This window comes from Nonomuraea sp. NPDC049624, from assembly GCF_040675255.1.
Taxonomy (GTDB): domain Bacteria; phylum Actinomycetota; class Actinomycetes; order Streptosporangiales; family Streptosporangiaceae; genus Nonomuraea.
The window spans coordinates 1-13,149 of sequence record NZ_JBFAOR010000025.1 but is presented as its reverse complement, the minus strand read 5'-3'; the positions used below and the strand labels follow the sequence as shown (position 1 = coordinate 13,149).

12 protein-coding genes are annotated in these 13,149 nt (G+C 72.3%); 9 read left to right on the top strand and 3 right to left on the bottom strand.

The features are described from left to right. Nucleotides 1–9 precede the first annotated feature (9 nt). Nucleotides 10–549, bottom strand: a complete 540-nt coding sequence (locus AB0J76_RS48320) for a hypothetical protein (protein ID WP_352326922.1) — start codon at nucleotides 547–549, stop codon at nucleotides 10–12. 164 nt (nucleotides 550–713) lie between these two features. Between AB0J76_RS48320 and argC the strand changes: the two genes are divergently transcribed. From argC to AB0J76_RS48280, 8 genes are all read left to right on the top strand, one after another. Further along, on the top strand, nucleotides 714–1,736 hold the full coding sequence (gene argC / locus AB0J76_RS48315) for an N-acetyl-gamma-glutamyl-phosphate reductase (RefSeq protein WP_352326923.1): 1,023 nt from the start codon (nucleotides 714–716) through the stop codon (nucleotides 1,734–1,736). Beyond that, nucleotides 1,733–2,884: a bifunctional glutamate N-acetyltransferase/amino-acid acetyltransferase ArgJ gene (gene argJ / locus AB0J76_RS48310; RefSeq protein ID WP_352326924.1), complete on the top strand. Its 1,152-nt coding sequence runs from the start codon at nucleotides 1,733–1,735 to the stop codon at nucleotides 2,882–2,884. The genes argC and argJ overlap by 4 nt, the downstream gene beginning before the upstream one ends. Further along, nucleotides 2,881–3,756 (top strand): acetylglutamate kinase, encoded by an 876-nt coding sequence (argB, locus tag AB0J76_RS48305; RefSeq protein WP_364394154.1) that lies wholly within the window; start codon nucleotides 2,881–2,883, stop codon nucleotides 3,754–3,756. Before argJ ends, argB begins: the two co-directional genes overlap by 4 nt. Continuing rightward, entirely contained in the window at nucleotides 3,753–4,919 is a 1,167-nt protein-coding gene (locus AB0J76_RS48300) for an acetylornithine transaminase (protein ID WP_352330314.1), read from the top strand. Before argB ends, AB0J76_RS48300 begins: the two co-directional genes overlap by 4 nt. After that, entirely contained in the window at nucleotides 4,916–5,863 is a 948-nt protein-coding gene (gene argF, locus AB0J76_RS48295) for an ornithine carbamoyltransferase (RefSeq protein WP_352330312.1), read from the top strand. The genes AB0J76_RS48300 and argF overlap by 4 nt, the downstream gene beginning before the upstream one ends. Continuing rightward, the gene (locus AB0J76_RS48290) at nucleotides 5,860–6,369 is read left to right on the top strand and encodes an arginine repressor (RefSeq protein WP_352330310.1); all 510 of its coding nucleotides are present in this window, start codon (nucleotides 5,860–5,862) and stop codon (nucleotides 6,367–6,369) included. The genes argF and AB0J76_RS48290 overlap by 4 nt, the downstream gene beginning before the upstream one ends. Before the next feature lie 78 nt (nucleotides 6,370–6,447). After that, a complete protein-coding gene (gene argH / locus AB0J76_RS48285; RefSeq protein ID WP_352330308.1) occupies nucleotides 6,448–7,869 on the top strand; it encodes an argininosuccinate lyase in 1,422 nt (473 codons plus the stop codon). Then, nucleotides 7,851–8,672: a DNA-3-methyladenine glycosylase gene (locus AB0J76_RS48280; RefSeq protein ID WP_364394149.1), complete on the top strand. Its 822-nt coding sequence runs from the start codon at nucleotides 7,851–7,853 to the stop codon at nucleotides 8,670–8,672. The genes argH and AB0J76_RS48280 overlap by 19 nt, the downstream gene beginning before the upstream one ends. On the opposite strand, the gene AB0J76_RS48275 is transcribed toward AB0J76_RS48280, so the two are convergent. Continuing rightward, nucleotides 8,612–9,013, bottom strand: a complete 402-nt coding sequence (locus AB0J76_RS48275; protein ID WP_352330053.1) for a PH domain-containing protein — start codon at nucleotides 9,011–9,013, stop codon at nucleotides 8,612–8,614. The two genes, AB0J76_RS48280 and AB0J76_RS48275, sit on opposite strands and share 61 nt — an antisense overlap. A gap of 87 nt (nucleotides 9,014–9,100) precedes the next feature. Between AB0J76_RS48275 and tyrS the strand changes: the two genes are divergently transcribed. Beyond that, nucleotides 9,101–10,366 carry a tyrosine--tRNA ligase gene (gene tyrS, locus AB0J76_RS48270; protein ID WP_352330051.1) on the top strand — a complete coding sequence of 422 codons (1,266 nt, stop codon included), beginning with the start codon at nucleotides 9,101–9,103 and terminating at the stop codon, nucleotides 10,364–10,366. Between the two features lie 215 nt (nucleotides 10,367–10,581). On the opposite strand, the gene AB0J76_RS48265 is transcribed toward tyrS, so the two are convergent. Beyond that, a complete protein-coding gene (locus AB0J76_RS48265) occupies nucleotides 10,582–12,219 on the bottom strand; it encodes a glycosyltransferase family 39 protein (RefSeq protein ID WP_352330050.1) in 1,638 nt (545 codons plus the stop codon). Nucleotides 12,220–13,149 lie beyond the last annotated feature (930 nt).

Below are 13,149 nucleotides of genomic sequence, written 5' to 3'. Positions count from 1 at the left end.
GTGGCGGCCTCACGAGTAGGCCGCCACCACCCCCACGACCATCAGCAGCGCCCCGGCGGCGGTGACCACGCTTCCCGCCGCCACGGCCGCCCGCCTGGCCCGCCGCCCCGCCCCGGCCCAGTAGAGCAGCACGTAGGGCAGGAACCCGATCCCGCCCAGCCCCACCGCGGGCAGCGCCATCGCGGCCAGCACGCCCCTGGTCCCGGCCGGCGCCGCCCGGTCGCCCTCGGGCGTGAGCTGCGCCCGCGTCACGTCGCCCGCCGTGGAGTCGGGGGAGGCGTCCACCGGGACGGACGGGCCCCCGGAGTCGGGCGTGAACCGCCCCTTGCAGTCGTAACGCCCCTGGCCCAGGTCGGCGCAGGAGAGCACGGTCAGCGTCCCGGGCGTGCCGGTCCGCCCGGTGGCCAGCCGGAAGTCCTGGACCGACAGCACCGCCGGCAGCACGCAGATCCCCACCCACAGCAGCACGATGACGGCGCGCCCGAACGGCCCGGGACCGGGCCCGCGCGACGGGGTGACGAAGGTGAGATCGGGCAGGAAGTCGCTCATGCCCGCAGCATCCCGCCCGCCACTTGGGATTGGCCTGGAAAGGACTGGGACATGGACCTGTCACCGGCGCGGGCCGTCCCGGCTTGCATAATCATCCTCTTGAGTGCATCATCTTCACAAGCAAGGTCATGAGACAGGGTGCATAATTATGCAGGAGGGTCGGGATGAGAGCAGCGATCGCGGGAGCCAGCGGCTACGCCGGAGGTGAGCTGCTCCGCCTCCTGCTCGGCCATCCCGAGTTCGAGATCGGCGCGCTCACCGCGGCCTCCAACGCCGGCAGCCCGCTCGGCGCCCACCAGCCGCACCTGCCGCAGCTCGCCGACCGCGTCCTGGAGGAGACCACGCCGGGCGTGCTCGCCGGGCACGACGTGGTCTTCCTCGCGCTGCCGCACGGCCACTCCGCCGCCGTCGCCGCCGAGCTCGGCGAGGACACGATCGTGGTCGACTGCGGCGCCGACCACCGGCTCGCCGACCCCGCGGCCTGGCAGGAGTTCTACGGTGGCGACCACGCCGGCACCTGGCCCTACGGCCTGCCCGAGCTGCCCGGCCAGCGCGAGGTGCTGAAGGCGGCCCGGCGCGTCGCCGTCCCCGGCTGCTACCCGACCTCGGTGCTGCTGGCCCTGTGGCCCGCCTTCGCCGCGGGCCTGGCCGGCCCCGACGTCGTCGTGGTGGCCGCCAGCGGCACCAGCGGCGCGGGCAAGGCGGTCAAGGCCCACCTGCTGGGCAGCGAGGTCATCGGCTCGGTCAGCGCGTACGGCGTGGGCGGCGTCCACCGCCACACCCCCGAGATGGAGCAGGGGCTGTCCGCCGTCGCCGGCGCCCCCGTACGCGTCTCCTTCACCCCCACGCTGGCCCCCATGAGCCGCGGCATCCTGGCCACCTGCACCGCCCCCGCCGCCCCCGGCCTCACCCGCGAGTCGCTGCGCACCGCCTACGAGGTCGCGCTGAAGGCCGAGCCGTTCGTCCGGCTCCTGCCCGAGGGCGTCTGGCCGGCCACCTCCATGACCTACGGCGCCAACACCGCCGCCCTCCAGGTGACGCTCGACGAGCGCGCCGGCCGCGTGGTCGCCGTCATCGCCATCGACAACCTCACCAAGGGCACGGCCGGAGGCGCGGTCCAGAGCGTCAACCTCGCCCTCGGCCTGCCGGAAGAGCTCGGCCTTCCCCTGACAGGAGTTGCTCCATGAGTGTCACCGCCCCACTGGGCTTCCGGGCCGCGGGCATCGCCGCGGGCATCAAGTCCGGCGACGCCCGCGACCTGGCCCTCGTCGTCAACGACGGGCCCAGCCGCGCCGCCGCGGGCGTCTTCACCGCCAACCGCGTCAAGGCCGCCCCCGTGCTCTGGTCGCAGCAGGTCCTGGCGGGCGGGCGGCTGCGCGCGGTGGTGCTCAACTCCGGCGGCGCCAACGCCTGCACCGGCCCCGAGGGCTTCCAGGACACCCACGCCACCGCCGAGAAGGTCGCCGAGGTCATCGGCGACAGCGCCGGCGAGATCGCGGTCTGCTCCACCGGGCTGATCGGCGAGCGGCTGCCGATGGAGGCCCTGCTGACCGGCGTCCAGACCGCCGCGGGCCAGCTCTCCCGCGACGGCGGCCTGGCCGCGGCCGACGCCATCCGCACCACCGACACCGTCTCCAAGATCTCCTTCAAGCGGGCCGACGGCTACATGGTCGGCGGCATGGCCAAGGGCGCCGGCATGCTCGCCCCCGCCCTGGCCACCATGCTCTGCGTGATCACCACCGACGCCGACCTGACCAGCGAGGAGCTCGACACGGCGTTGCGCGCCGCCACGGCGACCACCTTCGACCGGCTCGACTCCGACGGCTGCATGTCCACCAACGACACCGTGCTGCTGCTGGCCAGCGGCGCCGCCGGGGTCCGGCCCGACCTGGCCGAGTTCGGGCAGAAGGTGCAGGAGGTCTGCGCCGACCTGGCCAGGCAGCTCCTCGTGGACGCCGAGGGCGCCTCCAAGGCGATCGCCGTCGAGGTCGTCGGCGCCGCCTCCGAGGGCGACGCCGTCGAGGTGGGCCGCACCGTCGCCCGCTCCAACCTGCTCAAGTGCGCCATCCACGGCGAGGACCCCAACTGGGGCCGCGTCCTGGCCGCCGTCGGCACGACGAAGGCCGCCTTCGAGCCCGACCGCGTCAACGTCGCCATCAACGGCATCTGGATCTGCCGCGACGGCTCCGTCGGCGACGACCGCTCAAAGGTCGACATGCGCCCCCGGGACGTCACGATCACCATCGACCTGTCGGCCGGCCGCCACAGCGCCACGATCCACACCACCGACCTGACCGCCGAGTACGTCCACGAGAACTCGGCGTACTCCTCGTGAGGGCCGTCACCGCGGCCACCAAGGCCGAGGCCCTGATCGAGGCCCTGCCCTGGCTCACCCGCTTCCACGGCGCGACCGTCGTCATCAAGTACGGCGGCAACGCCATGACCGACGAGTCCCTCAAGGAGGGCTTCGCCGAGGACGTCGTGTTCCTGCACCACGCCGGCCTGCGCCCGGTCGTCGTCCACGGCGGCGGCCCGCAGATCAGCAGCGCCCTCGACAGGCACGGCATCGAGTCCACCTTCACCGCCGGCCTGCGCGTCACCACGCCCGAGGCCATGCAGGTCGTCAGGATGGTCCTGGTCGGGCAGGTGGGCCGCGACATCGTCGGCCTGGTCAACCGGCACGGCCCGTTCGCCGTCGGCATGTCCGGCGAGGACGCCTGCCTGTTCACCGCCGAGCGCAAGCCCGCGCTGGTCGACGGCCTGCCGGTGGACATCGGCCAGGTCGGCGAGATCGTCAAGGTCGATCCCGGCGCGGTGCGCGCGCTGATCGACGACGGCCGCATCCCGGTCGTCTCCAGCGTCGCCGTCGGCGCCGACGGAGAGATCTACAACGTGAACGCGGACACCGCGGCCGCCGCGCTGGCCGTGGCGCTCGGCGCGCAGAAGCTGATCGTCCTCACCGACGTCGAGGGCCTGTACGCCAACTGGCCCGACGACACCGACGTGATCGACCAGCTCGACGCCGACGAGCTGGAGAAGCTGCTGCCCACGCTGTCCAGCGGCATGGTGCCCAAGATGGAGGCGTGCCTGACCGCCGTGCGCGGGGGAGTGCCCCAGGCGCACGTCCTCGACGGCCGCGTGCCCCACTCGATGCTGCTGGAAATCTTCACCAACGAAGGAATCGGAACCATGGTGATGCCCTCATGAGCCTCCACGAGCGGTTCGAGCAGGCGTTCATGCCCAACTACGGCGTCCCCCCGATCGCCCTGGCCCGCGGCGAGGGCACCCGCGTCTGGGACGTCGACGGCAAGGAGTATCTCGACTTCATCGGCGGCATCGCGGTCAGCTCGCTCGGCCACGCCCACCCCGCCCTGGTCCAGGCCGTCTCCACGCAGGTCGCCACGCTCGCCCACACCAGCAACCTGTTCCTGCACGAGCCCGAGGTGCTGCTCGCCGAGCGGCTGCTCGGCCTGCTCAACGCGCCCGCCCGGATCTTCTTCGCCAACTCCGGCACCGAGGCCAACGAGGCCGCCTACAAGCTCGCGCTCAAGTACGGCCGGCGCGAGGGCCGCTCCTACTTCGTGGCCGCCGAGAACGGCTTCCACGGCCGGACGATCGGCGCCCTGTCGCTGACCGGCAAGAAGGCCATCCGCGACCAGTTCGGCCCGTTCCCCGTCGACGTGCGCTTCGTCCCGTACGGCGACGCCGACGCGCTCAAGGAGGCGGTGACCGGCGACTGCATCGCGGTGTTCCTGGAGCCGACGCAGGGCGAGGCCGGCGTCGTCCCGCCGCCCGAGGGCTACTTCGAGGCCGCCCGCGAGATCTGCGACGCCACCGGCGCGCTGCTGGTGGCCGACGAGATCCAGTCGGCGATCGGCCGTACCGGCCACTGGTTCGCCCACCATGCCGACGGCGTCACCCCCGACATCCTGACCCTGGCCAAGGGCCTCGGCGGCGGCCTGCCGATCGGCGCGTGCGTCGGGTTCGGCGAGGTCGGCAGGCTGTTCGACAAGGGCGACCACGGCTCGACGTTCGGCGGCAACCCGGTCTCGTGCGCGGCGGCGCTGGCCGTGCTGGACAATCTCGACCTCGACCACGTCAAGTCGGTCGCCGCCGGGCTGCGCGGCGGCCTGGAGGCGGTCCGCCACCCGCTGCTGAAGGGCGTGCGCGGGCGCGGGCTGTGGCTGGCCGCGGTCCTCTCGGAGGAGCGGTCCGCGCGGGTGCAGCAGGCCGCCGCCGAGGCGGGCTTCCTGGTCAACGCCCTCCAGCCGGACGCCGTCCGCCTCGCGCCGCCGCTCGTGGTCACCCACGAGGAGGTGAACGCCTTCGTCGAGGCGTTCCCCGCGATCCTTGAGGAGGCGTCGGCGTGACCCGGCACCGCGCGGACTCGGCGCAGGTCAGACACTTCCTGAGGGATGACGACCTGACGCCGGAGGAGCAGGCGGAGGTGCTCGACCTGGCCGCCGCGATGAAGAAGGACCGGTTCGGCTACCGGCCGTTCGAGGGCCCGAAGACCGTCGCCGTCCTGTTCGACAAACCCTCGGCCCGCACCCGCGTCTCCTTCCACACCGGCATCGGCGAGCTCGGTGGCCTGCCACTCGTCGTGGACAACGTCGCGGTGCTGATGGGCAGGGGCGAGCCGACCGCCGACATCGCCCGCGTGCTCGACCGCCAGGTGGCCGCCATCGTGTGGCGCACCACCGGGCAGCACCTGGTGGAGGAGATGGCCGCCGCCTCGGCGGTGCCCGTCGTCAACGCCCTCACCGACGACTTCCACCCCTGCCAGATCCTCGCCGACCTGCAGACCGTCCGCGAGCGGCTGGGCGGCACGGCCGGGCTGACGCTGACCTACGTCGGCGACGGCGCCAACAACATGGCCCACTCCTACCTGCTCGGCGGCGCCACGGCCGGCATGCACGTACGGATCGCCGCCCCGGCCGGCTACCAGCCCGACGCGGTGATCCTCGGCCAGGCCGCCGCCGTCGCGGCCAGGACCGGCGGATCGGTGGTGGCGATGACCGACCCGGCCGCGGCCGTCCAGGGGGCGCACGTGATCGCCACCGACACGTGGGTGTCGATGGGGCAGAGCGGCGAGCAGGAGCGGGCGGCGGCGTTCGCGCCGTACCAGGTGAACGCGGGGCTGCTGGAGCACGCCGCGCCCGAGGCGATCGTCCTGCACTGCCTGCCCGCCTACCGCGGCAAGGAGATCACCGCCGACGTCCTCGACGGGCCGGCCAGCGTCGTGTGGGACCAGGCGGAGAACCGGCTGCACGCCCAGAAGGCCCTGCTCCACTGGCTGGTGACCCGGGGATGACCATCCCGATGACCAAGGCCGCGCGGCAGGCGAAGATCACCGACCTGCTGCAGCGCAAGGCGGTGCGCTCCCAGCCCGAGCTGGCCAAGCTGCTGGCCGAGAGCGGCGTCGAGGTCACCCAGGCCACCCTCTCCCGCGACCTGGACGAGCTCGGCGCGCTCAAGCTGCGCGCCGACGACGGCTCCCTGGTGTACGCGCTGCCCGGCGAGGGCGGCGACCGCATCCCGCTCACCAGGACGGGCGGCGGCGGCGAGACCCCGGCGGCGCGGCTGCACCGCATCGCCGAGGAGCTGCTGGTGGCCGCCGAGGCCTCGGCCAACCTGGTCATGGTCCGCACCCCGCCGGGCGCCGCGCAGTTCCTCGCCTCCGCCATCGACCACGCCGACTGGGAGTCGATCCTCGGCACGGTGGCGGGCGACGACACGATCCTCGTCATCAGCCGGGATCCGGCGGGCGGCCAGGCCGTCGCCGAGGCGCTGCTGCGCGTGGCGGACCGGCGTGGCTGAACCGGTCGCCGGGATCGCGGCCGCCCCTGACGCAAAGAAGGGCTGAGTTGCACTATGGTCGCGTGGGAAATGGAGGAGATGACGGTGAGTGATGGCAAGCCGATGCGGCTGTGGGGCGGGCGCTTCGAGAGCGGTCCGTCCGACGCGCTGGCCCGGCTGTCGGTGAGCGTGCACTTCGACTGGCGGCTGGTGCCGTACGACCTGGCGGCGTCCAGGGCGCACGCCCGCGTGCTGCACAGGGCGGGGCTGCTGAGCGACGAGGAGCTCGAGCGCATGATCGGCGCGCTCGACGACCTGGAGGCCGCCTGCAAGGCGGGCGAGTTCCGCCCGACCGTGGCCGACGAGGACGTGCACACCGCGCTGGAGCGCGGCCTGCTGGAGCGGCTCGGCTCGCTCGGCGGCAAGCTGCGCGCGGGCCGCAGCCGCAACGACCAGATCGCCACCGACCTGCGCCTCTACCTCCGCGACCACGTGCGCAGCATCGTCTCCCGCCTGGTCGAGCTGGAGACCGCGCTGATGGCCCAGGCCGAGCAGCACGCCGAGACCGCCGCGCCGGGCATGACGCACCTGCAGCACGCCCAGCCCGTCTCCTTCGGCCACCAGCTCCTGGCCCACGTCCACGCCTTCACCCGCGACATCGACCGCCTCACCGACTGGGACAAGCGCGCCGCGGTCTCCCCGCTCGGCTCCGGCGCCCTGGCGGGCTCCTCGCTGCCGCTCGACCCGCAGGCCGTGGCCGAGGAGCTCGGCTTCTCCGCCGCCGCGCCCAACTCGATGGACGCCGTCGCCGACCGCGACTTCGCCGCCGAGTTCCTGTTCGACGCGGCGATGATCGGCGTGCACCTGTCGCGGCTGGGCGAGGAGATCGTCCTGTGGGCCTCGCAGGAGTTCCGCTGGATCGAGATGGACGACGCCTACTCCACCGGCTCGTCGATCATGCCCCAGAAGAAGAACCCCGACGTCGCCGAGCTGGCCCGCGGCAAGTCCGGCCGCCTGATCGGCAACCTCATGTCGATGCTCACCACGCTCAAGGGCCTGCCGCTGACCTACAACCGCGACCTGCAGGAGGACAAGGAGCCGGTGTTCGACTCGGTCGACACGCTGCTGCTCGTCCTGCCCGCGATGGCCGGGCTGGTCGCGACCATGCGCGTCAACACCGCCCGCATGGAGGCCTCGGCCCCCGACGGCTTCGCCCTGGCCACCGACCTGGCCGAGCTGCTGGTGCGGCGCGGCGTGCCGTTCCGCGACGCGCACGAGGCCGTCGGCCACCTGGTGGTCTGGTGCCAGGTCAACGACAAGGACCTCGGCGACCTGACCGACGACGAGCTGGCCAAGGTCTCGCCGCACCTGACGCCCGACGTCCGCGACGTGCTCAACGTGCCCGGCGCGCTGGCGGCCCGCAAGGCCCACGGCGGCACCGCGCCCGACCGCGTACGCGACCAGCTCGTCGCCCTGCGCGAGGCGGTCGACGCGCAGGCGGCATGGGCCTCGGGCAACTGAGCGCCGCGCCGCTGCCGCGGAGTTTCTTCGACCGGCCCTCGCACGAGGTCGCGCCCGACCTGCTCGGCCGCGTCCTCGTGCACGGCCCGGTCGCCGTCCGCCTGACCGAGGTCGAGGCGTACGGCGGCCCCGGCGAGGACCCGGCGGCCCACACCTACCGCGGCAGGACACCCCGCAACGCCGTCATGTTCGGCCCGCCCGGCCACCTGTACGTGTACTTCACCTACGGCATGCACTTCTGCGCGAACCTCGTCTGCCTGCCCGAGGGTCACGGCTCGGCCGTGCTGGTCCGCGCCGGCGAGATCGTCGCCGGCCTGGACGACGCCCGCGCCCGCCGCACCCCGGCCGCCGGCCGGCGCGCACGGCTGCCGGACCGTGATCTCGCCCGCGGGCCCGCCCGGCTGGCCGTCGCGCTGGGCCTGCTGCGCGAGCACAACGGCCTCGACGCGATCTGGGAAGGCTCGCCCGCCGCCCTGCGCCCCCTCACCGGGAACCTCGGGAATCCCGGCGACCCGGGGCGTTCCGGCCACGGGCCGGAGCACGCGACCTGGCTCACCGGCCAGGGGCCGCAGCACGCCACCTGGCTCACCGGCCTGCCCCACGGGTCGGCCGCCGTGCTCGAAGGCCGCCCGGCCGACCCGGACACGATCCGGTCAGGCCCGCGCACCGGCGTCTCGACCGCCAAGGAGACCCCGTGGCGGTTCTGGATCGACGGCGACCCGACCGTCTCGCCGTACCGCGCTCACGTGCCGCGCCGGCGCAGCTCCGCGGCCACCTCCGTGGGGGAGACACCCAGCTCGTGAGCGCTGAAGACGTGCAGGTGGTCGCCGGTGTCGATCTCCAGCATCTCGCTGCGCAACCCGAACCGCCTGCGCACGTCCACCGTGACGTCCTCGATCGCCGCCCACGGCACGTGCCGCCGGCCGGCGAACCCGTGCACCACCGTGATCCCGTCGGCGTCGGCCGACAGCCGCACCGGCACCAGCACGTCGCGCAGCCCCATCCCGCCCACCAGCACGGCCGCCGGCACCGCGAGGATCACCCCGCGCACGTCCCCGGCCACCCACCAGAAGACGGCGAGCCCGGCGCACGCCAGAGCCCCTAAGATCTTGAAAACGGCCAGCTCGCGACGGACCCTCCACATGGACACCGAGCGTATCCAAGTGGCGCGCCGGCACACCGATCGGGCAGGCTAAAGGCACCGACTCCGACTCAGGGAAGCCACATCACCGTGACCGACATCATCGACGACCTCGCGTGGCGAGGATTGATCGCCCAGTCCACCGACCTCGACGCCCTGCGCGCGTCCATGGCCAAGGCACCGATCACGGTCTATTCCGGTTTCGACCCCACAGCGCCGTCCCTGCACATCGGCCACTTCGTGCCGTTGCTCACGCTGCGCCGCCTGCAGCTCGCCGGGCACAACCCGATCGGCCTGGTCGGCGGGGCCACCGGCCTGATCGGCGACCCGAGCGGCCGCAACACCGAGCGCTCCCTCAACTCCAGCGAGATCGTCGCCGAGTGGGTGGAGCGCCTGCGCGGCCAGGTCGGCAAGTTCCTCGACTTCGACGCCGAGTCCAACCCGGCCCGCCTGGTCAGCAACCTCGACTGGACCGGTGAGCTCAGCGCCATCGACTTCCTGCGCGACATCGGCAAGCACTTCCCGGTCAACCGCATGCTCGCCAGGGAGTCGGTCTCCGCCAGGCTCGCGGGCGAGGGGCTCAGCTACACCGAGTTCAGCTACCAGATCCTGCAGTCCAACGACTACCTGGAGCTGTTCCGCCGCTACAACTGCACCCTGCAGATCGGCGGCAGCGACCAGTGGGGCAACATCACGGCGGGCGCCGACCTGATCCGCCGCATCGAGGGCGGCCACGTGCACGTCCTGACCCAGCCGCTGATCACCAAGGCCGACGGCACCAAGTTCGGCAAGACGGCGGGCGGCGCGCTCTGGCTCGACCCCGAGATGACCTCCCCGTACGCCTTCTACCAGTACTTCCTCAACTCCGACGACCGCGACGTGATCCACTACCTGAAGGTGTTCACGTTCCGCAGCCGCGAGGAGATCGAAGAGCTGGAGAAGGCGGTCGCCGAGCGCCCCTTCGCCCGCGAGGCCCAGCGCACGCTGGCCGAAGACCTCACCGAGCTGCTCCACGGCCGCGCCGAGCTGGAAGCGGTCATGGCCGCGTCGAAGGCGCTGTTCGGACAGGGTTCGCTGGAGGACCTGCCCGCCGCCACCCTGGAGGCCGCCCTGGCGGAGGTCCCCAAGGCCACCGTCGCCGAACTCGGCGCGTCCTTCGTCGACCTGCTGGCCGACAGCGGGCTGGTCGAGTCGAAGTCGGCGGCCAGGCGCGCGGTCAAGGAGGGCGGCGCCTACCTGAACAACGTCAAGATCACTGACGAGGCGTACGTGCCCGAGGCGTCCGACCTGCTGGCGGGCCGGTTCATGGTCCTGCGCCGCGGCAAGAAGTCGATCGGCGGTGTCGAGGTCGCCTGATCCCGACCGACGAGGCGGGCCCTCCGGGGCCCGCCTTCCGTATGCCTGGACGAGCCCTGCGCGGTTCACTTGTCGTATGGCGAGGCGGGTCCTCCGGGGCCCGCCTTCCGTATATCTGGACGAACCCTGCGGGGTCCACTTGTCGTATGGCGAGGCGAGCCCTGCGAGGCCCACTGCCGCATGGCGAAGCGGGCCGCCGGGATGCCCCGCCCGTCCTACTTTCGGGCTGATGTCCGCGTCGGGGTCCGCGCTGGTTTCCGTTCCGGTTTCCGTTCTGGTTTCCGTTCGAACAGGGCCACCGTCAGCCCCGGCAGATCCGCCGAATGCTTGACCGACACGGGCTCGAACCCCGCCTGCCTCACCTGCGCCACCCGCGGCACGGAGTCGCCCTGCAACCCCGCCTGCTTGGTGCCCCGCCACACCACCCAGACCCGATCGCGCCCCTTCAACGCCGCCGCGACCTCCGACCTTTCGGGGTAGCCGAACCCGTCGGCGTCCGGCACGTCACCCGTCTTCAGCACGTCGTCCGGCATCGCCGCGTCCGCGTAGTACTCGAACCCGGCCCGGAGCTGGCTCTGCCCGTACACGATCGCGTCCTCGGGCTCCGCCTTGACCACCCGCAACGCCCACGGGATGTTCTCGAACCGCCCGTTCTCCTCGCGTACCGTCACCTGGTTGGATGCCGCGAGCAGGCCCCCCCCCAGCACGAGGGCCACCCCCGCCGGCACCGGGAACCGCGGCACCCCCGCCACGGCCACCCCCGCCAGCAACGCCAGCGCCGGCGCCGTCACGAACAGGTACCGGTCCACGTACGCCGGTGTCACCAGCTGCGAGACCGCGAGCAGCAGCAGCGGCGGCAACACCAGCCACCCCACCCCCGCGACCGCCCACCGCCGACCTTCTCCGGCCCCCAGATCCCGCCCCGCCGAACCACCACCATCCCCCCGCACTCCGCCAGACGCCGCAGAACCGTCCCCCCACGCCTGGCCAGAGGCTGCGGAACCGTCCCCCCACGCCTGGCCAGAGGCTGCGGAACCGTCACCATGCCCCCACACCTGATCAGGCAGTGCCGACCCGCTGCCGCCGTCCCGCATCCGATCACGGCCCGCCGTCGACTTCCACAGCACCACCGCGCCGGCCAGCGCGACCACGAACAGCAGCACCCCGGCCCCGGTCGAGCCCGCCGCCATCTTCGGGAACTTGAGCCACACCTCCGGCCCCCGCTGCGGGATCCAGCTGATCGCGTGCCGCTCCCCGAACCCGACCAGTCCCAGCACGACCGCGGGCAGACCTCCGATCCCCAGCGCCACCGCCATCCGCACCAGCACCCCACGCCGCACCAGGGCGAGGTGCGCGGGCAGCGCCAGCACCGCGAACAGATGCGTGCAGCACACCAGCGCCACCGCCACCCCGTACGTCACCCACCGCCCCCCGCCCGGACGTACCACCGCCCGGTGCAGCGCCCAGAACGAGAACACCACCGCGGCCGCCGCGAACGCGTAGGACCTGGCGAAAGCCCCGTAATAGGAGACGGACGGCAGGATCGCGAACAGCGCCGCCCCGATCACCCCCGCCCGCACACTGTGCAGGCGCCTTCCGAGGTTCGCGAGGAACCAGGCCGCCACCCCGATCGCCACCGCCGACGGCAGCCGCAGCCACAGCTCAGCCGTGCCGGCCTTAACCCAGAAGTGCATGAACAGGTAGTACGGCAGGAAGTGCCCGTCGATGTTCCTGGCCAGCTCCCACAACCCCGCCAGCGAACGGGAAGCCGCGCTGATGGTGGCCAACTCGTCACCGTTCAGGGTGGCCGCCCCCGTCCCGGAGAACGCCACCGCCCCCGCGACCAAAGCCATCCACCAAGAGGCAGAGGAACGCAGACGGGTCGCAGGTCGGACTGAGGGGGCAAGTGTGGCGGCAGTGGTCACCGGGGCAGAATACGCGTCCCTCAGAACCCCCGCCCTGCACTCTGAACCCTGCAGCCGTCCGAACAACCAGGTCGGCGTCCCGGCCTCCCCACCGCCTCCACACGCCGGTCACCGCCTTCGTAACGAACGCGCTGAAGCCCAGCCGCCGAACACAACCCCGCACCTCAGAGCGGCAAGCGGCGCAGACCGTCCCGCTCCCCGCCCCCAGAGCGTCCGAACGACCCACCCCACCCCGCCGGCTCCGCCATCCGAGCTGGCCTGACTCTCACCCCTAACCGCGCTTCCCCAGCCCCGTCCCCGAACTCGCCGATCACTCCCTCCCACAGCCAGTCGCCATCCGCCCCGGCTGCGGGCGAGCCTTCGTCGACGACGGCTCGCGCAGCACGGGTGACGAGCACCGCCATCCCGCGTTCCGCCATGCTTGCCGTACGGCGATTTGACGTGTCGCGGATCGCGACCTAATCTTTCACTTCGTCCCCGGGAGCGAGCCGGACGCCGATCAGGCGGACGGGCCCCAGGACAAGCCCCTTGAGATGACAAGCCACCTCGGTCGAGGCGCTTCTACGCGCTTTGGCATGGGTTGTCCTCTGGTGCCTGAAGCACGCCGAATAATCGGTTGATTCGACAGGTTCCGGATGACACGGTAAGTTACGAGGGTTGCCTCGGAAACGAGGCGTCCAATCCTAGGCAGGTTTGGTCCGGTTTGTTCAAGTCTCCGGATTTGACACGAAATCGGCGGGCCTGCTAAGATTAAGAAGACGAGATGAACGCCTCCGAGCGGGGATCCGGGAACGGGTTCTGGTGAGGAAGTACGCGTCCGTTTCTTGAGAACTCAACAGTGTGTTAAAAGCCAGTGCA

What these genes read in the sequence shown, in the direction of transcription:
- argH (WP_352330308.1), top strand. Translation starts at nt 6,448, where the DNA reads ATGACGGTGAGTGATGGCAAGCCGATGCGGCTGTGGGGCGGGCGCTTC.
- AB0J76_RS48280 (WP_364394149.1), top strand. Translation starts at nt 7,851, where the DNA reads ATGGGCCTCGGGCAACTGAGCGCCGCGCCGCTGCCGCGGAGTTTCTTC.
- argC (WP_352326923.1), top strand. Translation starts at nt 714, where the DNA reads ATGAGAGCAGCGATCGCGGGAGCCAGCGGCTACGCCGGAGGTGAGCTG.
- AB0J76_RS48290 (WP_352330310.1), top strand. Translation starts at nt 5,860, where the DNA reads ATGACCATCCCGATGACCAAGGCCGCGCGGCAGGCGAAGATCACCGAC.
- AB0J76_RS48300 (WP_352330314.1), top strand. Translation starts at nt 3,753, where the DNA reads ATGAGCCTCCACGAGCGGTTCGAGCAGGCGTTCATGCCCAACTACGGC.
- AB0J76_RS48320 (WP_352326922.1), bottom strand. Translation starts at nt 549, where the DNA reads ATGAGCGACTTCCTGCCCGATCTCACCTTCGTCACCCCGTCGCGCGGG.
- AB0J76_RS48275 (WP_352330053.1), bottom strand. Translation starts at nt 9,013, where the DNA reads ATGTGGAGGGTCCGTCGCGAGCTGGCCGTTTTCAAGATCTTAGGGGCT.
- argJ (WP_352326924.1), top strand. Translation starts at nt 1,733, where the DNA reads ATGAGTGTCACCGCCCCACTGGGCTTCCGGGCCGCGGGCATCGCCGCG.
- AB0J76_RS48265 (WP_352330050.1), bottom strand. Translation starts at nt 12,219, where the DNA reads ATGGCTTTGGTCGCGGGGGCGGTGGCGTTCTCCGGGACGGGGGCGGCC.